This window comes from Snodgrassella sp. CS2, assembly GCF_050310315.1.
In the GTDB taxonomy this organism is placed as follows: domain Bacteria; phylum Pseudomonadota; class Gammaproteobacteria; order Burkholderiales; family Neisseriaceae; genus Snodgrassella; species Snodgrassella alvi_E.
Window position 1 is genome coordinate 146,962 of the sequence record NZ_JBNPBA010000004.1, and the last position, 25,917, is coordinate 172,878.

22 protein-coding genes, 1 tRNA gene and 1 other RNA gene are annotated in these 25,917 nt (G+C 45.3%); 17 read left to right on the forward strand and 7 right to left on the reverse strand.

Translation table 11 applies throughout. The annotated features are described in order from the left end of the window. The first annotated feature begins 206 nt into the window (after nt 1–206). The 5 genes from ACQP6D_RS07335 to ACQP6D_RS07355 all read left to right on the forward strand — a co-directional run bounded on the left by ACQP6D_RS07335 (nt 207) and on the right by ACQP6D_RS07355 (nt 6,993). Nucleotides 207–869 (forward strand): S24 family peptidase, encoded by a 663-nt coding sequence (locus ACQP6D_RS07335; protein WP_367420645.1) that lies wholly within the window; start codon nt 207–209, stop codon nt 867–869. 638 nt (nt 870–1,507) lie between these two features. After that, on the forward strand, nt 1,508–2,485 hold the full coding sequence (locus ACQP6D_RS07340; protein ID WP_267390912.1) for an L-lactate dehydrogenase: 978 nt from the start codon (nt 1,508–1,510) through the stop codon (nt 2,483–2,485). A gap of 192 nt (nt 2,486–2,677) precedes the next feature. Then, a complete protein-coding gene (locus ACQP6D_RS07345; RefSeq protein ID WP_427857817.1) occupies nt 2,678–4,462 on the forward strand; it encodes an assimilatory sulfite reductase (NADPH) flavoprotein subunit in 1,785 nt (594 codons plus the stop codon). A gap of 90 nt (nt 4,463–4,552) precedes the next feature. Next, a complete protein-coding gene (locus tag ACQP6D_RS07350; RefSeq protein WP_427857818.1) occupies nt 4,553–5,674 on the forward strand; it encodes an acyltransferase family protein in 1,122 nt (373 codons plus the stop codon). 260 nt (nt 5,675–5,934) lie between these two features. Next, nucleotides 5,935–6,993 (forward strand): acyltransferase family protein, encoded by a 1,059-nt coding sequence (locus tag ACQP6D_RS07355; protein WP_427857819.1) that lies wholly within the window; start codon nt 5,935–5,937, stop codon nt 6,991–6,993. 89 nt (nt 6,994–7,082) lie between these two features. Here the strand turns inward: ACQP6D_RS07355 and ACQP6D_RS07360 are convergent, their stop codons facing one another. Both ACQP6D_RS07360 and rnpB read right to left on the reverse strand, forming a co-directional pair. Further along, entirely contained in the window at nt 7,083–8,390 is a 1,308-nt protein-coding gene (locus ACQP6D_RS07360; RefSeq protein WP_427857820.1) for an MFS transporter, read from the reverse strand. Between the two features lie 606 nt (nt 8,391–8,996). Continuing rightward, nucleotides 8,997–9,353: RNase P RNA component class A (gene rnpB / locus ACQP6D_RS07365), an RNA gene on the reverse strand. A gap of 142 nt (nt 9,354–9,495) precedes the next feature. On the opposite strand from rnpB, the gene ACQP6D_RS07370 reads away from it, so the two are divergent. From ACQP6D_RS07370 to ACQP6D_RS07380, 3 genes are all read left to right on the forward strand, one after another. Continuing rightward, on the forward strand, nt 9,496–11,337 hold the full coding sequence (locus tag ACQP6D_RS07370) for an ABC transporter ATP-binding protein (protein ID WP_427857821.1): 1,842 nt from the start codon (nt 9,496–9,498) through the stop codon (nt 11,335–11,337). Nucleotides 11,338–11,437: 100 nt separating this feature from the next. Further along, a complete protein-coding gene (gene dld / locus ACQP6D_RS07375; RefSeq protein WP_100141091.1) occupies nt 11,438–13,135 on the forward strand; it encodes a D-lactate dehydrogenase in 1,698 nt (565 codons plus the stop codon). 199 nt (nt 13,136–13,334) lie between these two features. Next, nucleotides 13,335–14,327 (forward strand): aldo/keto reductase, encoded by a 993-nt coding sequence (locus ACQP6D_RS07380; RefSeq protein ID WP_427857822.1) that lies wholly within the window; start codon nt 13,335–13,337, stop codon nt 14,325–14,327. A 32-nt stretch (nt 14,328–14,359) separates the two neighbouring features. Here ACQP6D_RS07380 and ACQP6D_RS07385 read toward each other — a convergent pair whose 3' ends face one another. Then, entirely contained in the window at nt 14,360–15,259 is a 900-nt protein-coding gene (locus ACQP6D_RS07385) for a LysR family transcriptional regulator (protein ID WP_427857823.1), read from the reverse strand. Between the two features lie 341 nt (nt 15,260–15,600). Here ACQP6D_RS07385 and mgtE point away from each other — a divergent pair, with 341 nt between their 5' ends. Beyond that, nucleotides 15,601–17,034 (forward strand): magnesium transporter, encoded by a 1,434-nt coding sequence (mgtE, locus tag ACQP6D_RS07390; protein ID WP_367431905.1) that lies wholly within the window; start codon nt 15,601–15,603, stop codon nt 17,032–17,034. Nucleotides 17,035–17,051: 17 nt separating this feature from the next. Continuing rightward, nucleotides 17,052–17,897 carry a peptide chain release factor N(5)-glutamine methyltransferase gene (gene prmC, locus ACQP6D_RS07395; RefSeq protein ID WP_427857824.1) on the forward strand — a complete coding sequence of 282 codons (846 nt, stop codon included), beginning with the start codon at nt 17,052–17,054 and terminating at the stop codon, nt 17,895–17,897. Between the two features lie 88 nt (nt 17,898–17,985). Here the strand turns inward: prmC and ACQP6D_RS07400 are convergent, their stop codons facing one another. Then, nucleotides 17,986–18,636, reverse strand: coding sequence for a site-2 protease family protein (locus ACQP6D_RS07400; RefSeq protein WP_267390902.1), 651 nt, complete (start codon nt 18,634–18,636; stop codon nt 17,986–17,988). Between the two features lie 65 nt (nt 18,637–18,701). Further along, the gene (locus ACQP6D_RS07405; protein ID WP_427857825.1) at nt 18,702–19,322 is read right to left on the reverse strand and encodes an L-threonylcarbamoyladenylate synthase; all 621 of its coding nucleotides are present in this window, start codon (nt 19,320–19,322) and stop codon (nt 18,702–18,704) included. Between the two features lie 207 nt (nt 19,323–19,529). Here ACQP6D_RS07405 and ACQP6D_RS07410 point away from each other — a divergent pair, with 207 nt between their 5' ends. The 6 genes from ACQP6D_RS07410 (at nt 19,530) to ACQP6D_RS07435 (ending at nt 24,363) form a co-directional block, all read left to right on the forward strand. After that, nucleotides 19,530–19,976 carry a macro domain-containing protein gene (locus ACQP6D_RS07410; protein WP_427857826.1) on the forward strand — a complete coding sequence of 149 codons (447 nt, stop codon included), beginning with the start codon at nt 19,530–19,532 and terminating at the stop codon, nt 19,974–19,976. Between the two features lie 15 nt (nt 19,977–19,991). Next, a complete protein-coding gene (locus ACQP6D_RS07415) occupies nt 19,992–20,447 on the forward strand; it encodes a GNAT family N-acetyltransferase (RefSeq protein WP_427857827.1) in 456 nt (151 codons plus the stop codon). Between the two features lie 325 nt (nt 20,448–20,772). Further along, nucleotides 20,773–21,909 carry an RNA ligase RtcB family protein gene (locus tag ACQP6D_RS07420; protein WP_427857828.1) on the forward strand — a complete coding sequence of 379 codons (1,137 nt, stop codon included), beginning with the start codon at nt 20,773–20,775 and terminating at the stop codon, nt 21,907–21,909. Beyond that, entirely contained in the window at nt 21,909–22,517 is a 609-nt protein-coding gene (gene prfH / locus ACQP6D_RS07425) for a peptide chain release factor H (RefSeq protein WP_427857829.1), read from the forward strand. The genes ACQP6D_RS07420 and prfH overlap by 1 nt, the downstream gene beginning before the upstream one ends. Before the next feature lie 529 nt (nt 22,518–23,046). Further along, a complete protein-coding gene (locus ACQP6D_RS07430) occupies nt 23,047–23,448 on the forward strand; it encodes a GFA family protein (protein ID WP_427857830.1) in 402 nt (133 codons plus the stop codon). A 279-nt stretch (nt 23,449–23,727) separates the two neighbouring features. Continuing rightward, on the forward strand, nt 23,728–24,363 hold the full coding sequence (locus ACQP6D_RS07435; RefSeq protein WP_427857831.1) for a DUF421 domain-containing protein: 636 nt from the start codon (nt 23,728–23,730) through the stop codon (nt 24,361–24,363). 65 nt (nt 24,364–24,428) lie between these two features. Here the strand turns inward: ACQP6D_RS07435 and ACQP6D_RS07440 are convergent, their stop codons facing one another. Next, nucleotides 24,429–24,989 carry an NAD(P)H-dependent oxidoreductase gene (locus ACQP6D_RS07440; protein WP_267390893.1) on the reverse strand — a complete coding sequence of 187 codons (561 nt, stop codon included), beginning with the start codon at nt 24,987–24,989 and terminating at the stop codon, nt 24,429–24,431. A 108-nt stretch (nt 24,990–25,097) separates the two neighbouring features. On the opposite strand from ACQP6D_RS07440, the gene ACQP6D_RS07445 reads away from it, so the two are divergent. Beyond that, a complete protein-coding gene (locus ACQP6D_RS07445) occupies nt 25,098–25,445 on the forward strand; it encodes a winged helix-turn-helix transcriptional regulator (protein ID WP_267390891.1) in 348 nt (115 codons plus the stop codon). A 382-nt stretch (nt 25,446–25,827) separates the two neighbouring features. Here ACQP6D_RS07445 and ACQP6D_RS07450 read toward each other — a convergent pair. Beyond that, nucleotides 25,828–25,904: transfer RNA gene (locus tag ACQP6D_RS07450), tRNA-Met, on the reverse strand. Nucleotides 25,905–25,917 lie beyond the last annotated feature (13 nt).

Here is a 25,917-nt window from a genome sequence, read left to right on the forward strand (position 1 = left end):
TGGGCTGAGAGAAGAAAGAGAATGTTAACTAAGCCTGCTAGTGAATTATCATCTTAATATTATTATATAAAGTGGATGGTATAATTTTTACAGTGAAATAGGGAATAAACTGACATGTTTTATATATTGAAAATAACTATTGCTATAAACAAAACATAACACAAATTAAGTTAACATCATTATGTCTTTTAATCGGGAGATAACAGATGTTAAGCGATCGCATCAAACAGGCGCGGCAGCGTATCGCCCTGTCACAGCAACAGGTAGCCGATAAAATGGGCGTCTCCAAAACCGCAGTATTCAAATGGGAAAACGGCAATTACGAACCCAAAAATCTGGACATACTGGCCAACATACTGGGTGTAAGTCTTACCTGGCTGCGTGAAGGTCGCGGTAATCCTTTTCCAGCGCAAACAGACGATATTCCTGCTGCTATAGATTCCGGCCCGTATAATCAGGATGAGGTAGCTGTCTGCCTGTACCCCTCCATTGAGCTGGCCGGCTGTGTGCGTTCCAAACAGGCACATAAACAGCATTGCAAAAAATTCAGCCTGAGTACCGAGCTTTTAGAGCGTAAAAAAATCAATGCAGAGATGGTAGTATGTTTTCCAGTGAGCGACAACAGCATGGAACCGATTTTTCCGCACGGGACCATTTTTGCTGTCGACTTAAACCGTACCAGCATCATCGATGGCAACCTGTATTTGATAAAGCAAAATCACCGCTATCGCGTCCGGAAACTGTATTCCATGCCGAATGAAGAAGTACGACTGCACGCTTACAATACTGCTGAGTATCAGGATGAATGCGCCCCTGTCAAACAGATCATCATCATTGGTCGAGTATTTTATTATGCCGTAGAGCTGTAAATGCACACTCTACTTGCAGACTGTCATATTCAAGAGATGGTGCAGGATGCACTTTTTTCTGCTCTTACATTGGCCAAACGGGTTGCCTGCCGGGTTTCAGAGAGGCTGATTTTGTTTAATATCTACCAGTTTGGAAAAGCCTAAGCAGAATATAGCCGGCAAATGCATCCCAACCGCTTACCCCATCACCTACTATCTTCTATTCTCTCATTTTTGCAGACAAACTATATCAGCAAATCTTAAATTCGTTAAACCGAATCACACATCTCATTCAACATTTATTTCAATCCATCGCCTCTTGCATGTGTTTATTAGAATCTGAACAATTGAATTCAGCTGATTTAAACCTACCGTAATCATAAATAAGAAAAGCGGCTCTAAACCAGTAAAAACAATTATTCAAATGTTAGCTGGCAGAAGTTTGCTATTATTCAAAATTAAACATAAATATACAAAATGCCATAAAATTAGCTGAAAACATAAAAAAATCATACAAAAAAATATTTAATGACATATTTCACCAAAAAATGTAATTAATGATGAATATAAATAAAAAATGCATATAGCATGTACAAATTTGCTACAATTTATGCATAAATTCGCATAGATTTGCATTTACGTTAGAAAGAGGTTGAATTATGTTACAGCCCACCAATGCCAAAAATCATCAGAAAATTGTTCTGGTTGGTGCCGGTGCCGTAGGTTCCACATTTGCCTATGCAGCCACGCTGCAAGGTATCGGTCAGGAACTGGTGATTGTCGACGTAGCGCGGGATAAGGCGCATGGAGATGCAAAAGATATTGCAGATGCATTACTCTTTACTTACCCCAAAAACATTTACGCCGGCAATTACAGCGACGCCGCCGATGCTGATATTGTTGTGATTACCGCCGGTGCAGCGCAAAAGCCAGGTGAAAGCCGTCTGGATCTGGTTAACCGTAATTTGCATATTATCAAAAGTATTGTTACACATGTCGTCGAATCCGGTTTTAACGGCATCTTTCTAGTGGCTTCCAATCCCGTGGATATCCTTACCTATGCCACATGGAAACTGTCAGGTTTTCCGGCCGAGCGTGTAATCGGTTCTGGTACCTCACTGGATTCAGCCCGCTTGTGCAAATATGTTGGCTATCTTCTCAATGTTGATCCGCGTACCGTAAGCGGTTACATACTGGGAGAACATGGCGACACAGAATTTCCGGCATGGTCACATCTGAGTGTTGGTGGCCTGACAATGGAAGAGTGGATTAAAGGCGATCCACGCTTTACCGAAGCAGACCTTGATATTATTGCCGACCGCGTGGTCAATGCAGCCTACGACATCATCCGTCTCAAAGGGGCTACTTATTATGGAGTAGGTGCTGCACTGGCGCGTATATGTCGGGCGCTGTTGGATGATGAAAACACCATACTACCGGTTTCCGTCTATCTCAATGGCCAGTATGGTGTCAAAGACATGTATATCGGCACCCCTGCAGTGCTTGACCGTCACGGTGTGCGTCAGGTTATAGAAATTCCCCTAAACGAAAAAGAGCAAAGTCTGATGAGTGCCTCCGCCAGCCATCTGGATGAAGTGATGCGCAATGCCTTTCCCGAAATCGGTATTGAGCGTTAAAACAGACAGTCTTAAAACAATCCAGATTCCTCTTCTCAAGGCAGCCTGCGGGCTGCCTTTTTATATATGCTTGCCGATTCTAACTAAATAAGTGCCATTTCTTTCTCAAACTTCCCGGTGCTTGCTAGTATGGCCGGATGGAATTCTACCGCCAAATAATTACATTAATCATCACCTTACTGAGCACAAACCATGACCATCCCTCTATCTCCCGAATTGTTGCAATCTTTAAATCAGCTGTCGCCAACGCAGCTGGCGTGGCTCTCTGGCTATACATGGGCACAAAGCCAGCAGACAGTTACCACCTCCTCTGCCACGGCGACCGCAGCCGCCATCAACAGCACAGCACCAATAGCGCGCAACGTACGGGTATTGTCTGCGTCACAAACCGGTAATGCTCGCCGCGTGGCTGAAAACCTGCAACTGAAACTAGAAGCAGCCGGTATCAGTGCCACCCTAACTGCTTGCGGCGATTACAAAAACAAACAACTGGTCAGTGAAGATATTCTTCTACTTGTCACCTCTACACAGGGCGAGGGCGAGCCGCCGGAAGAAGCTTTGCCGTTATATAAATATCTATCTGGTAAAAAAGCACCTGTGCTGAATCAGCTTCACTTTGCCGTGCTAGGCCTAGGTGACAGCAGCTATCCGCAATTTTGCCAGTGTGGCAAGGATTTTGACCAACTACTGGCACAGCTTGGTGGCGAGCGTCTGGCCGAACGGGTAGATTGTGACGTTGACTACCAGAGCAGTGCAGCTGCGTGGCAGGACACAATTGTTGCCATCATCAGTGAGCTGAACACTACTCAGGCTGGCGAAAATACAGAGGTTCAGAAAAGCGTTGTAGCCGCTCAGACCGCGGTATTCACTCGAGCTGAGCCTTTTACTGCCAGCCTGAGCCTGCGTCAACGTATTACTACCCCCAATGCCAATAAAGATGTCGAACACGTCGAAATAGATCTCAGTGGCTCCGGTATCCACTATCAACCTGGGGATGCGCTGGGCGTGTACTATCAGAACGCAGACACACTGGTAGACGAAATTTTGCAACATACACAGGTCGATAAAGCAGCATCAGTACGACTGAGCGATGGTCGCGAAATACCCGTTGCACAGGCATTACAGCAGGAGCTCGACATTACCCAAAACACGCCAGCGCTGGTTCAGGCCTATGCGCAGCAGATACAGAATACAGAGCTGAACGAAAGCATTGCCGATGCCGAAGCGCTCAGACAGCTGATTGCCACCACCCCGCCGGTGAGTCTGCTGGCTACCTACCCCCATGTACTCAGCGCACAAGCACTGCACGATTTGTTTCGTCCACTGACCCCGCGCCTGTATTCCATCGCTTCCAGTCAGGATGAGGTTGGCGAAGAAGTCCATTTAACGGTCGGCGTGGTACGCTTCAGCCAACGAGGGCAGCAATACACCGGCGGCGCCTCCGGTTTTCTGGGAGAGCACTTGCAAGAGGGCGAACCCGTACGCGTATTTATTGAAGAAAACCACCGCTTCCGCTTACCTGAAGACGGCACTACGCCTATTATCATGATTGCCGCCGGCACTGGTATCGCACCGTTCCGTGCATTCATGCAGCAGCGCGACGCTGACGGGGCAAGTGGCGACAACTGGTTGTTTTTTGGGAATCAGAAATTTACTGATGATTTCCTTTATCAGGCTGAATGGCTGCAATACCGCAAAAACGGATTGCTGACACGTTACGATTTCGCCTGGAGCAGGCAGGCTAATGAAAAAATCTATGTGCAGCACAAACTGCGTGAACAAGCCGCTGATATCTGGGCATGGCTGCAACGCGGTGCACATATCTATGTGTGCGGCGATGCCACTAAAATGGCACGAGATGTAGAGCAAGCGCTCTTAGACATCGTGTCAGCGCAAGGGCAGCTTAGCACCGAAGACGCCGATGAATACCTGAGTGAACTTAGACAAGAGCAGCGATATCAGCGCGATGTCTATTGAACCTTGCATCATTCTGGTAATAAAAATTCAACTATCCTAACCAAACCCGTTAATATGTCGTGGTAGCCAACCATATTACTGGGCAGCATTATGCTTTATTCATGCCAGATGTATGTCTGGATACTGGGATTATTACTACTATCTTGGATACTGTTCGGTTCACGGCTGTTTGCTTTTATGGATGCAGCCGAAGACAGGCGCGTTGAACGATTGGATGGCCTACGCTTTATACTGGCATTTAGCGTCGCTATGCACCATTTTGTTTATAGTTACTTTTATTTACATGGCCAACCATGGACACCCGCGGTATTTAGCCATAATCAGCTCAATCTGCGTATGGGTCCTTTCGGCGTCAGCCTGTTTTTTATGCTGTCAGGCTACCTGTTTGCCCGAAGCAGTCCGGCTTCGTGGCTGACGTTTTACCGCATGCGCTTTCTGCGCATCGCCCCGCTGTTTTATCTGTCCTCCGCCTGTTGCGTACTGCTGGCGCTGTATCTGCAACGGCACACATTCATCAGCCGCGATATGCTGCTAAACCTATATTACTGGTTTGATGCCGGCATCAGCGGCAGTAAACCTGCCCTGTTTGGCATGCAGGATGCGCGCCTAATAAACGCTGGTGTGGCATGGAGCTTATACTGGGAATGGGCATTCTATTTCTCCCTGCCATTGTGGTGTCTCCTGCGCCATAAAACCTGTCTGTTACCATTGGCATTGGTTGTCTTATTTATCTCAGCTTATGGAATCGCTGCATTCAATGCACAAAAAGCGTATTTTATTGCCTGCTTTGCCGTCGGCGTACTTGCCAGAGCGGTGTCCGACACCGTACAAGCACCCAAAAAATTGTGTGATTACGGGAGCGTGCTTATTCTGCTGCTGATTTTTAGTATCACAAATGGCCGCTACCAAATCAGCTTTCTCCCCTTGTATGGACTACTCTTTATCCTCATCGCGTTGGGTGGTGATCTTTTCGGATTACTGCGATTGAAAGCCTTCGTGCGGCTGGGTGATGCCAGCTACAGCATTTATCTGCTCCACGGAATAGGTTGGTTTTGTCTGAATAAAACCATTCAGATTAATACAATTAACTTGAGTCAGACCGAATACACTTTATTGGCTACAGTGGTATTACTGATTGTATTGATTATCTGTGCCTTAACCTTTCGGTTTATAGAAAAACCATTTATGCAGCTAGGTAAAAACACCCGCTAAATTTAATACATTAAACATAGTTTTAGCAAAAATTTATTCACACCAGAATGCTGGTATTCCGATTCTCGGTAAAGATTCAAAACAGAAAATAAAATATTAATTGGAACAAATTAGCTCATATACTAATAATGTAATAATATCCGTTAATTAAACATTAATAATCCAACATTTATATGCTAATTCAATATAAATTCATATTATGGCTGTTCGGGCTGATATTGCTCATCTGGCTTTTCTTTGGTTCCAAAATTTTTCTTTTTATGGATAAAGGTACCCACAGTCAAAACCGAGTAGAGCGTCTGGATGGTTTGAGATTTTTTCTGGCATTTATGGTTGCCATGTTTCATTATATGATGTGTTTTTCCTTTTTTCATGGACAAGGTTGGTCTGAAGATGTTAATCGCGCAGCATATCTGGTTATAATCAATATGGGTAGCTTAGGAGTCGCTATATTTTTTATCATTTCAGGCTATTTATTTGCCCTTGTCCAGCCAGCCTCATGGATTAAGTTTTATCAGAAGCGGATTTGTCGTATCGCACCGGTTTTTTATCTTTCATCAATTTTATGTATATTTATTGCCATCAGTCTGCAAAAAGATAACTTTAATACTGACGAGTTCTTCAACAGCTTATATTTCTGGCTGGACATGGGTGTAATTGGCAATAAACCGCCTTTATTCGGTCTTGAAAATGCTCATCTAATTAATGCTGGCGTTACATGGACATTATTCTGGGAATGGGGTTTCTATTTTTCACTGCCTATTATGTGCATCCTCCGCGACAAAATAGGCTTAATGGCTTTGATCACTACTATTCTGTTTATCTGCGTCTATTTCATTTCACCATCTAACCAAAATCAGGCAGTTTATATTTCCTATTTCACTATAGGTGCGCTAGCCAGAAAATTACCAGAAAAAATTCAAATCCCTAAATCAATCTGCAATATCGGTATTGTGCTAACAGTGCTTTTTATGCTTGCCGTAGCTGACAGAGTTTACAATATTGTTTACTTACCAATTATTGCTTTGTTATTCATATTTATTGCTATGGGCGGCGATCTTTTCGGTTTATTAAAACAAAAGGCCTTTGTGAGATTGGGTGATGCCAGTTACAGCATTTATTTGTTGCATGGACTTGCATGGTATGGCATGAATAAATACATACAGGTTCACGAAATAGTCTTAGGCCGAACCAGATATACATTAGTATCTACCGTAGTTTTATTTGTGTTACTAATATTCTGCACGCTCACGTATCAGTATATCGAAAAACCGTTTATGGCCTTAGGCCGGCGTAAATCGCCATGGTTAAAACAATAAAGTTCTTACACCAACAAACAAACTGTCCGAAATAGCTTAACTATTTCGGACAGTTTGTTTTGTAAAGTTGCAGGAATTGTCTACACGTATTAATTATCCCCATGCTGACTATCAGAATTTTGTAAAGTATCATGCACATGCTGCTCAGCACTATGTGCATCATATGGCGTGTCTGTAGCTGCATTATTGCGCGGGTCGAGCTCAGCGGTCATCGGTCCCACATTACCCGATACCGGTACATAAACACTGCGCTGGGAAACCGGAACAGAGGGCTGCATAAACGCGTAAATTGCCAGCAGAGCAGCCATAATTGCATAAACGCTATAAAAACCGAAATGGTTAAATAGCTGCATCATTGTACCCAGCAGCAATGGTGCCACTAATGAACCCAGACCATATACAAACAGCAGGCAGCGGTTAACTTCCACCGTATTCATATTGGCTGGCAGTACATCATTGGCTCGTGCAAGCCCCAAAGCATACATGGGAAAGCCACTGCAACCGATGGCCAGCGCAATCACACATTGTGCCCAGATATTGCCCGGTAGAATGAGTAACAGCATCATGCCACTGATTGCTGCTGTCGTGGCGACACAGGCGCAGCCGAAAATGGTGCGCGGACGGCCAAATTTATTTGAGAGCCACGCAATAAATAGCTGAATCGTGAAGCCGCCCACCATTGCTGAGCCCAGAAAAAGAGAAACCTTAGGCAAACTGTAGCCCAGTTTCAGCATAAACACCGAGCCCATGGTAAAAAAGCCATTGATGAATATGCCGGCCATAAAGCAGGCTATCCACGCCAGTGGTACGATCGATAGCACATGCGGTAGACTAATCCGCTCTCGCTTTGGAATCTCCGGCTGCTTCATTCTGGTTAGCCCTACCGGCAGCGTCGCCGCTATCACCAATATTGCTGCCAGCGTAAAGATGTTATTGCTGGACATATTCAGACTCAGCAGCAAAACACTGGTAGCAGAAGAAATGTAATACACCACTTCATATAAGGCCAGTATCTTAGCGCGTGTCTGTGGCACACTACGCGCCGTAAACCAGCTTTCCACCACCATCAGCAAACTGTAATGACAAAACCCCAATACAGCACGCAGCACACCCCACATCCACAGCTGTTCCACCATCAGATGGGCGAGGGCGGCAATGGCAAACAGCGCACCAAAAACACTGAAGCTGCGAATATGACCAACACGCGAAATAATACGGTGGGAGACAATGGCGGATATGGTGCCACCAATAAAAAAGCCAGCATTCAGCACCCCAATGGTGATATTACTGACTCCCATCTGGGACAGTTTCACCCCAGCCGAATTCAGAAACAGCCCGTAACCGGAAAACAGAAAAAAAATCGAACCGTACAAAGACAGAAACTGACGTGTATGCATGCTGATACCGAAAATTAAACAATTGCCAAGCCTGACATAAAACAGCCGTTAGTGTAAAGCTTGTTGCAAGCAGAATAAACGTTAAATTAACAGACAATGCAATAACCGCTCATACACCAGCCCCTGCTACAGCATGTATTACGCCTGAAGTTTAACCGCGCTTAATACTCGTTAGCATCAGCTGTAAGCAGTCTTAGCATGCAAACAAAAACCTAATTTTTCAAATACAGACAAATAGATACTGCCTGATGGTTATGTATGTTTTATAAATCAGGGCAATCGTGTCTAATACCTAATTTTTTCCGATTTGTGAACACTAGGTTTGCTCCATCAGCACGAAAGTAAAACCATAATTTTGCGTTTTGTTGTTCTTATTACATATGTCTGACACTGGACAAAGATACAATAATTAATAAAGCAGCAAAGCAGATAATAAAAGGGTAAACGCACTAGATTAGGTCAGTGAACTGAAAACGATCAGCACCCGTCTCACACGATTTTTCCAATCCGTACTCAACAGTGACAGCATTGGTAATAAATGATAAGCCGGTACATGGCTGCCAGAGAAAAAGTAGCCAGAGCTGAAAATTTAGAAAGATGCAAGGGCACATCAGACAACCGATAAGCCGGGTTCTGTCGTGGACAGTCATTCATCTGGGCGACACATTACTGTGCCGCTCAAGCAACCTACCCGAATGCTCGGCGAGCAGCGTCAGCGCATTCTGTTTGGTCTTGCTCCGAATGGGGTTTGGCCTGCTACACGTTGTTACCAACGGCACGGTGCGCTCTTACCGCACCATTTCACCCTTACCTGTGCTATGAAACATAGCCATCGGCGGTTATGCTTTCTGTTCCACTTTCCGTCGCCTCACGGCGCCCGGCTGTTAGCCGGCATTCTGCTCTGCGGAGCCCGGACTTTCCTCCATGCACTCAATAGTACACAGCGACTGTCTGGTATGCTGATGTGCCGGCGCGATTTTAACACAAACCTTCAAAGCTGATTTATATTTCAGATTATGTATAATGATTTCATTCATCATTATTCCTGCTGTCCCCGCAGCGTGTACCGCCGCTTTGGCACCATTATGCAGAAAGTTTATGCAGTATGTTACTGAACCGATTCTTCAGCTGGTTTGAAAACCGCATTGATGCATACCCCGAAACCTTGCCGCAGCCGCCAAAAAAAGGTGTACTGCCATTTATCTGGAGCTGTCTAGAAGGCGCGCGGCTGTGGCTACTGGTGATGGTTATAATGACCATAGGTACCGGGATACTAGAAGCACTGGTGTTTCGCTTTCTCGGCACCGTTATCGATTGGCTGGGGGTGTATGCACCGGCCAGATTGTGGCCGGAAAAAGGCCACGAACTGCTGCTAATGGCAGCGATCATGGTGTTCAGCATATTCTGGTCTTTCCTATCTTCCAATGTACAGTTTCAGACGCTTCAGGGTGCCTTTCCGATGCGCCTGCGCTGGAATTTTCATCGTCTAATGCTTGGCCAAAGCATGGGTTTTTATCAAGACGAATTTGCCGGACGCGTGTCAGCTAAAGTGATGCAAACGGCCTTGGCGGTGCGTGACACTGTGATGTCAGTAGCCAATATGCTGGTGTATGTATTGGTGTATTTCGTCACCAGCGGCATCATACTGGCTGGTATGGACGGTTGGCTGTTGCTGCCCTTTATCATGTGGATGGTGCTGTTTGTACTGGTATTGCGCTTTCTGATTCCGCGCCTATCCAAAACGGCACAGCAGCAGGCAGATGCACGCAGCCTGATGACCGGACGCATCACCGATGCCTATACAAACATTGCCACCGTGAAACTGTTTTCTCACAGCGCGCGTGAAGCAGCTTATGCCAAAGCTTCCATGCAGGAGTTTCTGGTTACAGTGAATGCTCAGATGAGGCTGGCAACTTTGCTAGACAGCCTGAGTACCGCCATCAATATTTTATTGGTGGTCAGCTCAGCTGGTCTGGGCATCTGGCTGTGGATAAACGGGCAAGTGGGAGTCGGCGCCATTGCCACCGCTACGGCTATGGCCTCACGCATCAATGGGCTGTCACGCTGGGTAATGTGGGAAAGTGCGCGCCTGTTTGAAAACATTGGTACCGTTGAAGACGGCATGAACATCTTATCCCGTCCTCATGCCATAGTCGACAAACCTAAAGCTTTGCCATTAAAAGTAAACCACGGCGCCATTGATTTTGAGCATGTCAGCTTTGCCTACAGTGCTGACAAACCCCTATTAAACGATTTTAATCTGCACATCCGCGCTGGCGAAAAAGTCGGTCTGGTCGGACGTAGTGGTGCAGGTAAAACCACACTTACTAACCTGTTACTGCGGTTTTATGACGTGCAGAGTGGGCGCATTTTAATAGACGGGCAGGATATCCGAGATGTCACACAAGATAGTTTGCGTGCTGCACTAGGGCTCGTTACACAGGATACATCGTTGCTGCACCGTTCCGTGCGGGACAATATTGTCTATGGCCGCCCTGATGCTTCTGAATCAGCCATGCAGCAGGCGGCACAGCAGGCCGCTGCAGACGGCTTTATTCCGGCTCTGAGCGATGCCCGAGGACGACATGGCTATGATGCACACGTTGGAGAGCGTGGTGTGAAACTGTCCGGTGGCCAACGTCAGCGCATTGCTATTGCGCGGGTGATTTTAAAAGATGCGCCGATTCTGCTGTTAGATGAAGCCACCAGCGCCCTAGATTCAGAAGTAGAAGCCGCGATTCAGGAAAACCTGACCCGTCTGATGCAGGGCAAAACTGTAGTGGCCATTGCACATCGCCTATCAACCATTGCCGCCATGGATCGACTGATTGTCATGGACAAAGGACAGATAGTTGAGCAAGGCACCCATAGCGAGCTGCTGGCTCGAAACGGTGTTTATGCCATGTTGTGGCAGCGCCAGAGCGGCGGTTTTTTGCCTGAGAACTGAATATAACCAGTGTACCACAACTCTTTTCGTTAACATATAACTGTTCTACAATGGCTGCAATTGATTTTGAATAATTAACGCTATAACAAGGAGAAGTCGTATGGATGTCCATACACAGTCACAACTGATTCAAACATTACAGGGGATAGTTGGTAACGAGCATACCCTTACTGATCCTGCGCACACCTTGCCATACCGGCAGGGTATTCGGTTTGGTGTGGGCAATGCGTTAGCCGTCGTGCTTCCGGGCACACTGGTTGAACAGTGGCGTGTGTTAAAAGCCTGTGTCGAAGCCGATGTAATTGTTATCACCCAATCTGCCAATACCGGGCTCACCGGTGGTTCCACACCGGATGGCAACGATTACGACCGGCCAATTGTGATAGTCAGCACCCGTCGGCTGGATGGTATTCAGGTGATTGAAAATGGTGAACAAGTCGTGTGTCTGCCTGGCAGTACCCTCTACCGGCTGGAAAAAGAACTGAAAAAATACCAGCGCGGCCCGCATTCTGTGATTGGTTCATCCTGTATTGGAGCTTCAGTAATGGGTGGCGTCTGCAATAACTCTGGCGGTTCGCTTATTCAGCGTGGCCCCGCTTATACCCAGATGGCGGTTTTCGCCCAGCTAGATGAAAACAGCCAGCTACATCTGGTTAACCACCTTGGCATAGAGCTGGGAGACGATCCCGAAACCATTCTGACTAATCTGCAAAACCGCCATTACACCGAAAAAGATATCAAACGCGATGCAGGTATGGGGCATGACCACGACTACCGCAACCACGTACGCGAAATAGATGCCGACACACCAGCGCGCTTTAACGCCGATCCTGCGCGCCACTATGAAGCTTCCGGCAGTGCCGGTCGTCTGATGGTTTTTGCCGTACGTCTGGATACATTCCCACTGGAAAAAACCTCTGCCGTATTCTACATCGGCAGCAATGATACTCATGAGCTAGACGACATCCGTCGCCATATTCTCGGTACCTTTAAAAATCTGCCGGTATCCGGCGAATACATGCACCGCGAAGCTTTTGATATCGCAGCGGTATACGGCAAAGACATATTTGTAGCCATCCAGAAATTCGGTACCGATGCCATGCCGCGTCTGTTTGCCTTCAAGAATTTCGTCGACCGCACCATGGCCAAAATTCCGTTTTTTCCCAAGAATTTCTCTGACCATTTTGCCGTATTCATCTGCAAATTCCTGCCCCAGCACTTACCGCAGTCCATCCGCGATTATCGAGACCGTTATGAGCATCACCTAATATTGAAAATGGCAGATGAAGGCATTGCCGAAGCTGAAGCATTTTTAAAAACCTTTTTTGAGCAGAAAAGCGGCAGCTATTTCCGCTGTAACGAAAAAGAAGCTGAAGCTGCCATGCTGCATCGTTTTGCCGCAGCCGGTGCCGCCACTACCTACCGCAATGTGCACAGCGATACAGTAGAAAATATTGTTGCACTGGATGTCGCTTTGCGCCGCAATGATACAGAATGGTTCGAAACCTTACCTGACAGCATCAACCAGCATTTTATCCATAAAATGTACTACGGCCACTTCTTCTGCCATGTATTCCATCAGGATTACATCGCCAAAAAGGGAACTGACTGCAATAAAGTTGAAGACGAAATGCTGGTACTGCTAGATCAGCGTGGTGCACAATATCCGGCGGAACACAATGTCGGACACCTGTATCATGCCAAGCCGGAATTAAAAAAATTCTATCGTCAGCTTGATCCAACCAACAGCTTCAATCCCGGTATCGGTAAAACCTCGAAAAAGAAATACTGGGCGTAAACTTTTCCCCTCTCAGCCACCGGCCGGCAATATCGGACGGTGGTTTTTTTTCAGCCGCGAAACTGGTTGCCATATTCTGCACATATTTATGAATGTTATTCATAAGCCTATAAACATCACAATACTTAATCCGCACATACACACAGAGTAAGCTGCGTCAAACGACATCTTTGGTTTAACAGACATAAAGGAAAGAAACATGCAGCAACGTTATCTCGGTAAAAACAGGCTAGCCGTATCTGCTCTGGGGCTAGGGTGTATGGGATTAAGTCATGGCTACGGACCAGCTACCGACATTCCTCAAGCCATCGAGCTGATTCGGGCTGCCGTGGCACAAGGTGTCACTTTCTTCGATACCGCCGAAGTTTACGGACCGTATCTCAACGAAGAGCTAGTGGGGCAAGCATTAAAACCTTATCGTCAGCAAGTGGTGATTGCCACCAAATTCGGTTTCACATATGGAGACGACAACAAACAGCAAATACTAAACAGTCATCCTGAAACCATCCGCAAGACCGTAGAAGGTTCCTTGAGGCGTCTACAGACAGATGTTATCGATCTGCTGTATCAGCATCGCGTTGATCCAGATGTACCGATTGAAGAAGTGGCCGGAACAGTCAAAGATTTGATTGCAGAAGGCAAAGTGAAACATTTCGGCATGTCTGAGGCCGGTGCCGCCACCATTCGCCGTGCTCATGCCATACAACCGCTTACCGCCCTGCAAAGCGAGTACTCCATGTGGTGGCGGGGGGAGCCGGAAAAAGAAATCATCCCCCTTCTCGAAGAGCTAGGCATAGGTCTGGTGCCATTCAGTCCACTTGGTAAAGGTTTCCTTACCGGTACCATCAATGCTTCCACCGCATTCAGTGCAGATGATTTCCGCCGGCGCGTACCCCGATTTGCTCCAGAAGCACTGGCCGCCAATGAAAAACTTGCCGCTCTGGTGCAGAAACTAGCACAGGCTCATCAGGCCACCGCTGCCCAGATTGCACTGGCCTGGCTGCTGGCACAAAAACCATGGATTGTTCCGATACCGGGCACCACCAAACAAGAGCGTTTGAAAGAAAATCTGGGTGCTGCTGATATTCAGTTGTCTGCAACAGACATAGCTGATATCAATCAGGCGCTTAATCAAATTGCTGTAGTTGGTGACCGGTATCTTCCCGAGCAACAAGCTCGAGTAGGACGCTGACCCAACAACCAAATAAGGAACATCGCCGTTCCTTATTTTGTCAGCCGTAAAGCATCAATCATCAGCGCAAAGGCTCGTGGATGCCTCTGCCGGCTCGGATAATACAAGTAATAACCAGGAAAAACTGGGCAATAGTCTTTCAGTACCTGAATCAGCTCACCATTGGCCACCATCTGCGATACCATATCATCCGGCACATAAGCCACCCCAAATCCGGATAAGGTTGCATCAATGCGCTCCGGTAGCTGATTAAAAGTAAGCTGGCCGTTTACCTTAACCCGCATCGGCCGGCCATCCTGAATAAATTCCCACTGGTATAACTTATTGGCGCTAGGTAAACGCACATTGATACACTTATGGTGCTGCAAATCAGCCGGTGTAGCGGGCATTCCATGTTTCTCAAAATATTCAGCCGTCGCCACCACAGCAAAGCGTATATCTTCACTCAGCCTCACCGCCACCATATCTTTATCAACACTCTCTCCTAAACGCACTCCAGCATCAAAACCATTCTGCACAATATCCACAAACTGATTATCAATAAACAGTTCTACATTAATCTGTGGATACTGCTTCAAAAATGGCTTCAGCCTCGGCCAAAGCACACTGTGAGCAGCATGTTCACTGACAGACAGTCGAATATAGCCACTAGGCGTACCATTTTGTTCGACTAGACTTTGCAAAGTTTGCTCCAACTCATCTAAGCGCGGTTGCAGACTGGCTATAATCTGTGCACCCAGAGCTGTAGGCGCCACACTGCGAGTTGTCCGCGTTAAAAGACGAATCTGTAATTTTTGCTCCAGAACTTTAATTGCATGGCTAAGCGCAGACTGCGAAATACCCAGCTTACTTGCCGCGCGGGTAAAACTTCTTTCTTGGGCAACAGTTAATAAGTATTGAAATTCATTGAAATGTTTTTTAAGTATTTCCATTTCTCACCCTGCATAGCGCACATTTCATTTTTAAAATATTGATAAATAGAAGCCACAAACGGTGCACAAGCGCATCTACAACATTAGTAAATCATCTAGTGGCGATAAAAATGCGTTCAAAAATAAAAAATCTCTGCCGCCTAAAGAAGCTTTGAACCGGCTAAGTTCTGAAACAGCAAGCGCATACACTCAAAATCCGTGTACAATACCCGCAGCCACAGCCTGCCGCAGCAGGCTGTTAATTTATCATATCAGGACAGCACTGTTGTGACAGGATAAACTATCTGTATGCAGACGTATTCATCTGCTCTTCGGTGCACACCAATTAGGACGACTCAATAATGGAAAGCCATAGCAACATCAGCGAGCTGGAGCGCCTGCATCTGGATACCGACCACATCTGTGCGCTTGTAGCGACCCTGTTACCGGTTGCTGAGCATATTCATTCTCCCACCCAGTCCTATTTACAGACTCCGGAACAAAAACAGGCCCTGAACGAGCTAATAGACGCCCTGCATGAGCTTCATCCGGCGGACATGGCTACCTTACTCGAATCTCTGCCATTACAAGAACGTATGCTGGTATGGCGGTTGGCTACCCCGACAGAAGACGGCGAAGTATTACTCGAAGTATCGGATCCAGTACGCGAAACTCTGATTGAAAACATGGCGCAGCAGGAGCTGTTGGCCGCAGTTGGCAATCTGGATGCCGACGAGCTGGCCGAACTGGCACCCGATTTACCCAAAGAAGTTGTTTACGAAGCCTTAAGCAGCCGCGACGAAGAAGAGCGGGCACAAATTACCTCAGCCATGTCGTTCGAAGACAATCAAGTCGGAGCCCTCATGGATTTTGAGCTAGTCAGCATCCGCGCGGATGTTACCTGTGAAGTAGTACTGCGTTATCTACGTCGCTTTGAACGCCTGCCCGATCATACCGACAAAATCTTCGTAGTCGATAACTATGATGTCCTACAAGGCGTCCTGCCCATACGTAGTCTGCTGGTTGCCGACCCTGATTTACTCGTTTCCAGCGTCATGGCCGATGATGTGGTGACTTTTCGTCCAGAAGATGATGCCGAAGAAGCCGCTGCCGCGTTTGAACGTTACGATTTGGTTACCGCACCTGTGGTAGACAACAACCTTAAACTTATCGGCCGCATCACCGTAGATGAAATGGTAGACGTTATTCGCGAAGAATCCGAAAACGACATGCTGAACATGGCCGGTTTGCGCGAAGAAGAAGACCTGTTTGCCCCCGTTATCGATTCCGTCAGAAACCGCTGGATATGGCTAGCAGTTAACCTATGTACCGCTTTCATCGCCAGCCGTGTGATTGGCATGTTTGAAAATTCAATTGAAAAAATCGTTGCACTGGCCACCCTCATGCCGATAGTAGCCGGCATAGGCGGCAATTCCGGCAATCAGACCATCACCATGATTGTGCGTGCCATGACTTCCGGCCAGATAAGCAACAGTCAGGCGTGGCGGCTGCTGCGTAAAGAAGAGGGCGTCGCACTGGTAAACGGCCTGATATGGGGTTCAGTAATGGGGCTCGTGTCCTATTTTCTCTATCACAGCGTTGGTATAGGACTGGTGATGGTAGCAGCAATGACGCTGAATTTGTTACTGGCAGCCACCGTTGGAGTACTAATTCCAGTGTGTATGCAGAAATCCGGCCGCGATCCTGCGCTTGGTAGCAGCGTGTTGATTACCGCAGTTACCGATTCCGGCGGGTTTTTTATCTTCTTGGGGCTGGCCACCTTATTCTTGTTGTAAATCGGCTGTAACAGAATATGACCAAACCCAATACCCCAGTTACCCTAGAAAGTTGGTTAAACAACTCCGGTCTGCCGCGGTTGGAAGCACGCATGCTGCTCCAGCACGTACTGACAATAAGCCATAGCCACATAATAGCCCATGGCACACAGCTCCTTAGCAACAGCGAGTTGGCAAGTTTGAATCAACTGTGCCAGCGAAGACTAGCAGGCGAACCTCTGGCCTATCTACTCGGTTGGCGCGAATTCTATGGCCGGTGTTTTCAGGTTTCAGAAGCAGTGCTGATTCCTCGTCCAGAAACAGAACATCTTGTCGACGCAGTACTGGCGCATTTGCCGGCACAGGGCACCCTGTGGGATTTAGGTACCGGCAGTGGTGCCATCGCCGTAACCATAGCCTGCGAACGACCTGATGCACAAATATGGGCGGCAGACATCAGTGAGGAAGCACTGGCAGTCGCACAAGCCAATGCCAGCGCGCTGCAAGCGCAAGTGCGGTTCGGGCAGGGTTCATGGTATCAGGCACAGCCGCAGCCAGCGCCCCACAGCGTGGATGTCATTGTCTCCAATCCTCCCTATATCGACGCCCAAGACCCGCATTTGCAGCAGGGTGATTTACGTTTTGAACCGCAGCAAGCACTTACAGATAATCACAATGGTCTGAGTGCTTTCGAAATCATTATTGCCAGCGCCAAAGATTTTCTGCGGGCGGATGGATGGTTGCTATTCGAGCACGGATATGATCAAGGGGAGGCAGTGCGAAATATATTATCGCAGTATAAATTCAGAAAAATCCAGACGCTTGCCGATTTGGCCGGTCTGGACAGAGTGACATTGGGACAGATAAAGAGCGAAGCACCATAATCAACTATTCACATATAAAACCATTAGGCCATAGAAAAGATTCTATGGCCTAATAGCTAGTATGATTACCAGTATATAAACAATTTGCTTAGAACAGACTAACAATAAACAGCATTAGTGAAGTAACAAAGTTAATAAATGGCTGCAAAATAAACATCAGCAAACCACTGATAATCAAAAATAAAATTATCCACGTTCCATATGGAGCCAGCTTTCGATACTGCATCGAAGCGCGGGGTGAGAGAAAACTATCAATAAACTGAGCACCCGGTTGAGGCGGAATCGGTAGCAGGCTGAAAAAGCAAAATACCGCATTAAACCGAATACCCATTAACCCCATTAGCGCCATCGGTTTTTGAAAATATTCAGGTACCCACTGACTGATAATCATCACAACTGCCCAGCATAGACACATCAGAAGATTAGCAAGCGGGCTGGCAATGGCTACCAAACGTTCACCTTTACGTCTGTTTCTAAAATTGCGTGGATCAATCGGCACTGGCTTAGCCCAGCCAACCATCAAATAGCCCTGTAAAACAATCATCGTGAATATTGGAATAATAATGGTGCCAACAATATCAATGTATTTGGCCGGATTCAGGCTTAGCCTACCCATTGTTTCTGCTGTACGGTCACCACAAAAACGTGCCATATATCCACATGCTGCTTCAGAGAGCGTAATGGCCAGTAAAATAGGCAGAATTGCCAGAACAAAATAAGCCCAATCAAAGTTTTGCAAGGTAAAATCCTTCAGATGCTAAAATAAACAACCACTGTGGGTAAAACATAGTACCAGCTTGTCCATTACAAACCAAATACAGCAACATTCCCCTTACCAGCTCGCACCAGCTCAATTCCATCGGTCATATCAATTACCGTAGTCGGTTCTGTACCACACCAACCGCCATCAATCACCAGATCAACCTCATGTTCCAGCTGGTCACGAATCTCATAAGGGTCAGTTAAGGGTTCATTTTCATGGGGAAGCATCAGTGTACACGACAGCATCGGCTCCCCCAGATTCTGCAATAGCGCCAAAGCAATCCGGTTGTCCGGTACCCGCAACCCAATAGTTTTACGTTTCGGATGCAGCGTACGCGCCGGTACCTCTTTAGTGGCTTGCAAAATAAAAGTATAACTACCCGGAGTAGAAGATTTCAGCAGCCGGAACTGACTGTTATCCACTTTAGCGTAAATACCAAGCTGACTCAGATCATGACACATCAACGTCAGATGGTGTTTCTGGTCAATACCACGGATACGCAGAATCCGTTCCATTGCCTCCTTATTACCTAGCTGACAGCCCAACGCATAACAGGAATCAGTTGGATAAACAACCACACCACCATGGCGTACAATATCCGCTGCCTGTACAATCAAACGTTCCTGCGGATTGTCAGGATGAATAGCAAAAAACTGAGCCATACACGTCTTCCTTATTTCACATTTATTACAATAAAGAGCTATTCTAAACACAAGCCTGTCAAACTGACAGGTAAAATATGCCAATTGCTGATAAAGAAACATGACTGACCGTAAAGCGGTACAGCCAGCATAAAATGGCGCTGCAAAATTTACAGAATTTAAAGGGGAAATTCATCATGCAGCTTGAAGTTATCCTGAGAAATTTACTTGAATAACCGGTCGAAGCCATCGTCAACATATGGAATCGCAATATTATTCCGTGATGGTTACTGTTGCCGCAGGGGGGTATCCGGTGCCATCAGGAAAAAAGCCGGCTATGTCCCTTTTCGCGAACTTGGCCGAACAGGTGCACTTAAATTAGGTTCCGCAGTGGTAACCAGTGCCGGTAAATTGCCTTATCAAGCCATTATCCACGTAGCCGGTATCAACATGTTCTGGCGTGCCAGTGCCTATTCAATTCGTACTTCAGTTATTTCTGCCATGCACATAGTTAATACTCGCAATTATACTTCAGTCGCCTTTCCTCTGATTGGTGCCGGCTCAGGTGGCTTTAGTCCAGAGCAGGCACTGCAACTTATGCAGGAAACATTATTACCAATTGAAACTAACGCACGGGTAATTATTGTAAAATATGTGTCCCTTAAATCACATTAGTAGAAAAATTATCTAATGTTAAATCAAATTACAATCATCCGAGCAACATCAGAACAGCTTGATGATGCCATCATGCTTTTTGCCAGCTATCGGCAGTTCTATGGCCTGAAGGACAAACAGACAGCAAGCAGAAATTTTATTCAAGAAAGACTGGAAAAGCAGGATTCCGCCATCTTCATTGCCTATGATCAACAACAAGCTTGCGGGTTTGTACAGCTATATTTCTCCTTTTCTTCATTATCCGTATCGCCCACAATCATACTCAATGACCTATATGTCCCTGAAAACCACAGACAAAAAGGGATTGCCACACAACTGATGCAATACGTCACACAATTTGCACGTGATAATGGCTACAGTGGTATTTCATTGTGTACCGCCAACGACAACCACAAGGCAAGAGCCCTATATGAACAGGCTGGCTATCAGATTGATGAACAATTTGTTTATTATTTTTTAAACTTAAACTAAGGCCAACAAGTGTGCCGAATCAGCCTGAAAGTGGTGAAACAGCCACAACGCACCAGCCGACCTGAAAAAAACAACTGAATATTTGACGGCCATTAGAAGCTGATTTAAAGTACCGCACACATCAAATTATTCATATTGCAACGGAAAGGAATCATTATGTTTGTACTACCTATCCCTTGCAGGTCAATCCAGGGCTAATCACCTCCTGATCCTTGGCTTCGGCCTGCCAATTTCTTTACAGCACGTTTATACCTGTTCATACACAATGAACAAGGATGACGACGCCTGCTTATTATTTAAATAAAATAAATTGGAATGGATCAGAATGGGCAATTCTATTCAGCAGCCGTCTGCCGGCATCACCCTCATTACCACCCCCGAACTGTGGTTAGAAGGCGAAGCTATCAAGCAGCTGCACACAACAGCAACATTACCTGACATCAGCTATGCAGCAGCCATGCCGGATATTCATCCCGGCCGCGGCTATCCCGTCGGCGCTGCTTTTTTTACTACACAACTTATTTATCCAGCACTGATTGGCGGCGATATTGGCTGCGGCATGTCATTATGGCAAACATCACTTAAAACCCATGCTATGAATCAGGCCAAACTAATCAAACAACTGGGCAATCTCGACCAGCCACTGAGTGCATCAGAATGTACCAGCCTCTGGCCAGATATACAGCCGCTACAACAGCATAACTATGCATCCGGCACCATAGGTGGAGGCAATCATTTTGCCGAATTACAAATGTTGGATACCATTTATGTAGCGGAAATCGCCGAACAAATCGGTTTAAATAAGCAGCACCTGCAACTAATGGTACACAGTGGTTCTCGTGGACTCGGTGGTGCGATTCTGGACAAACACATCAGGCAGTTTGGTCATCAGGGCTTAATCGCAGACAGCGAAGCCGGTAAATCCTATCTGACACAGCATAATCAGGCATTGGCCTATGCACGGCAAAATCGGGAACTGATTGCCCGCCGCATACTGACAAATCTGCGTGCACAAGGGCAAAAACTAGCAGACATCAGCCACAACTTTATCGAAGCGGCCTGCATCCATGGCGAAAGCGGCTGGCTGCACCGTAAAGGTGCCGCACCTGCCACACAAGGGCTAGTCGTGATACCGGGTTCGCGCGGCGATTACAGCTATCTGGTACAACCATTGGATACCCCAACCGCCCTTTATTCCCTCGCACATGGTGCAGGGCGCAAATGGCAGCGCTCAGCCTGCAAAGGCAGACTATCCCGACGCTATACCGTCGAACAGCTAAGCCGTACTGTCCATGGTAGCCGTGTAATTTGTGCTGACCGTGAACTTATCTATGAAGAAGCACCGCAGGCCTATAAATCCATCGACAGCGTCATTACTGCCATGGTACAGGCTGAATTAATCCGGCCAATAGCCCGTTTCAAGCCAGTTATCACCTATAAAGTAAAAACGGAGAAGAAATAATGCTGCTTTTACAATTATCAGCGGCTTACGGACCGGCTGAATGCTGTCTGGCCGTAGCAAAAGCACTGGCACGCCTGCAACACGAAGCCATAGAGATTCAGGTTGAAATAGACATATTGGAGCAAGAACAGTCAAAGCATGGACTCCACTCAGTACTGCTTGCTCTTAATGGTGAACTAGAAAGATCCTTAGCTAAACAGTGGGTGGGAACCATTCAATGGATTTGTCCCAGCCCCTACCGCCCAAAACACAAACGTAAAAACTGGTTTATCGGCGCCGCATGTTACGAGACAATTACCCAACATCAATCTGATGAAATTATTTTCGACACCATGCGTGCCTCCGGTGCGGGAGGTCAGCATATTAACAAAACAGAATCTGCGGTCCGAGCCACCCACCTAGCCAGCGGTATCAGCGTAAAAATCCAGACTGCTCGTAGCCAACATACCAATAAAAAACTGGCTGTTCTACTGATACAACACAAACTGGCGCAACAGAAACAACAGTTATACGCCAAACACAAAGCAGAGCGTCATCAGCACCATCATCAAATAGCGCGCGGAAATCCCAAACGAATATTTATCGGACAGGATTTCAAACCTTTATAATGTCTTAGACCAGTGCATCCATCGTCTATAAAGCTGATTACTTTATTTTCATAGTACACAACTGAGCTTACAGCACATAAGCTCAGTTGAATTAATTAAACCAAAGAAAGAGATAATCAAAAAAGGTGTTTTTCTGTGGGGTGTGAGAGTCAGATAGCAAAAATTTGTGTAACATTTCTCCAGATACCTGAAAAAAGTAATTTAAGCAAAACGAATAGCATGATCCATTTCACATTCTGATTTATTCACGCAAACGAATAAAATGTTTAGCACAATCAAAGAATCTTGCCGCAAATCATTCGATTTAATCCACAATGATACGGTGATAAACACATATCAGTACAAACACCAGTCAGCTTAGCAGTGATAATAATATTGAGCACAGAAATCACTGACTACAGATTCGGATAAACCCTCTCACACAAAAAATCTAGTCAATAAAGAAATGTTTAGCGTCAATCTGATAATATTATGCCAGTGCCAATGCACCAGAAGATAGCAATTTACAGGAAAAGTACTGGAGAAATATATGCTGACAGGAAGCTGTTTATGTACTGCAATCCAATACCAGGTTGCCATGAGCGACCAAATTGAAAAAATGGTCTTCTGCCACTGTCAACGCTGTCGCAAATGGAGTGGTTCCGCATTTAATTCAGCGGTTCAAATAAATAGCGATGCTTTCACAATCCTATCAGGTCGGGATAAGCTAAAAAAATTTTCAGTTAATGGCGTAAACCGTTTTTTCTGTTCTGAATGTGGATCAAACCTCTATACTTCACGAGACAGTATGCCAAATATTTATCGTTTGCGTGCTGGCACACTAAATACAGCAATTTACCCCCGGCAAAAAATACATATTTACACTCAATCCAAAGCAAACTGGGATTCTATCTGTGATGGTGGCTTACAATTTGACGAAAATATAATATAACGAAGAAATAAAAATATATTCAAATCACAGAGACAGCTCAGCACAAAAAAGACATAAAAATACTTGTGTTTAAACCAACACAGAAAAATTATGTATTCAAAAAAGAACATTTAAGGAAATTAATGTAAATAAGCCATAAAAAACAGGTGTCAACCATAGTCTGCCGCAAATATAACAGCTACAGTAAACACATCATGGTATCGATAAAACCATGATTGCAAAAACCAAAAATGCAAATCATGTTGGACTAAAGCCACCGCACAGACAAAGGAAGCCACCTTGAATCCCATCTACATCAACATCATCTACAAAATGCTGGTCGCTTTCTGCATCCTGCTGGTGTACATCAATTTATCCGGCAAAGGTGCACTTGCCCCGATTTCAGCTATTGATCAAGTAGGTAACGTCGTATTGGGTGCAATAATCGGCGGCCCCCTATACAATCCCTCCATCAGCATCACCTTACTCATGAGCGCCTCTATTTTCTGGGCTGGCCTGTTATTACTGGTTCGTTATGCCACATTTAAACGCAGTATCGCCAAGGATTTTGTCGACGGCACATCAATCCGACTGATGAAAAACGGCATCTTACTATCACAGAATTTCCGTCAGGCCAAACTATCCATCCGAGATTTCATTATGCTGCTTCATCAGCGTGGTTATACCAGTCTGGAAATGCTCAGTGATGTCTGGTTTGAATACAATGGCCAAATGACCGTAGTAAAAAAAGGTGACCCAGCAATGGCAGTTGTTGTGATTGAAAACGGCGTTATCAATTATCCCAGTCTTGAATCTTTGGGTCATAATGAAGAATGGCTAGAAAAAGAACTAGACCGTCTAGGACAGAAACTAGATGAAGTTTTCCTAGCCGAAGTACATGAACATAAACTGTGGGTTTATCCAGATATCAAATAAACAAATTAAAATCTTATTTAAAATTCATACACACACATTCCTAGAAGATTAGTTCTTCATCAGAGCTACTTCAGCATTTCACATGTTTTCATCCAGTGTATATAGTCTCTGGCACTATTATCAATTTCTTCCTGAGTTATGCCATAACCAGCTTCAGGTTCATTATTAGCGCCATATACAGCAAATACAGATTGATAATTAGCCTGCACATAATTCATAGTTAATTCGAATGGCTTTAAAATATCTTCCAATGAAACATGAAAGCGACCTTCAGGAGCATAATCACTTTTTCTGATACCGGCAGAAACCGCCAAGCCAACTTTTTTATTCTTCAACTTAAGCCCGTTGCGCCCAAAAGCCCAACCATATGTTAAAACCTCATCTAACCATAATTTTAACAACGGTGGGCAATTAAACCAGTAAAGAGGAAACTGTAAAATCAGATTTCGGTGATTTTCAATCAAAATTTGTTCTGAAACAGCATTTATCACATTACTCAAGTAAGATGCATATAAATCATGTATCGTTACCTGATCAGCATAAACAGATAGTTCATTAATCCAGCATTGATTTACTTTAGAAGAAGCTAAATCAGGATGAGCGACAACCACCAGCGTTTCTTTCATAACAGACAATCCAAAGCTTAATAATTAACGAAATATAATAATTCACCCAAAAACTGATTCAAAGTACGGTAAATAAAGATAGATACTAACCAAAAGGGAAGTGAAAAGATGTCAGAACACCATTGCAGTGAAGAAGAGCTCGAAAATAGTGGTTTTAACTACACTCTTTCTATTATCAGGGGAAAATACAAAATACTCATTCTTTACTGGCTTAATGAAAACCAGCCAGTGATGCGTTTTAACGAACTTAAACGCCGCATCAACAGCATATCTTATAAAACCTTAAGCAACACATTAAAAGAAATGGAGCAAGACAAACTGATATTCCGAAAAGAATATCCACAAATACCGCCTAAAGTAGAATATGGATTATTAGAACGGGGAAAATCTCTGGTTCCCGTTTTAGATTTAATGTGTCAGTGGGGTAACCAGCATAAAAATGATATTTTAATATAATTATTTTTATAAATAATCTGCTTAGCAATTAAATATATGTATAAATTAATAAATTACAAGATTTACAGCCAGAGGTAATAACCATTAAGAATATATATTTTAAGAAATTTAGAATTAAATAAATTGCAGATACTTCTTGATAAACAAATACAAATAACTAGAAATCAAGAAAGTTAATCCAGAATGGAGCAAACATAAACTCAAACTTACTAGTTTAGCGCTTAGATAATGTTCACCAACAAAAAAATCCTGAATAAGAGCAAAGAGCTGTCTAGGTGAGAATGAAAAGTGCTGGCATAACCGAATAAAAGATCTTACGCATAGCTCGTATCGATTAAACACCAAAATAAAATGCCCTGTTAAAAACAGGGCATTTAAAATCTGGTTGCGGGGGCAGGATTCGAACCTACGACCTTCGGGTTATGAGCCCGACGAGCTACCATGCTGCTCCACCCCGCGTCTGGTAAGAAAG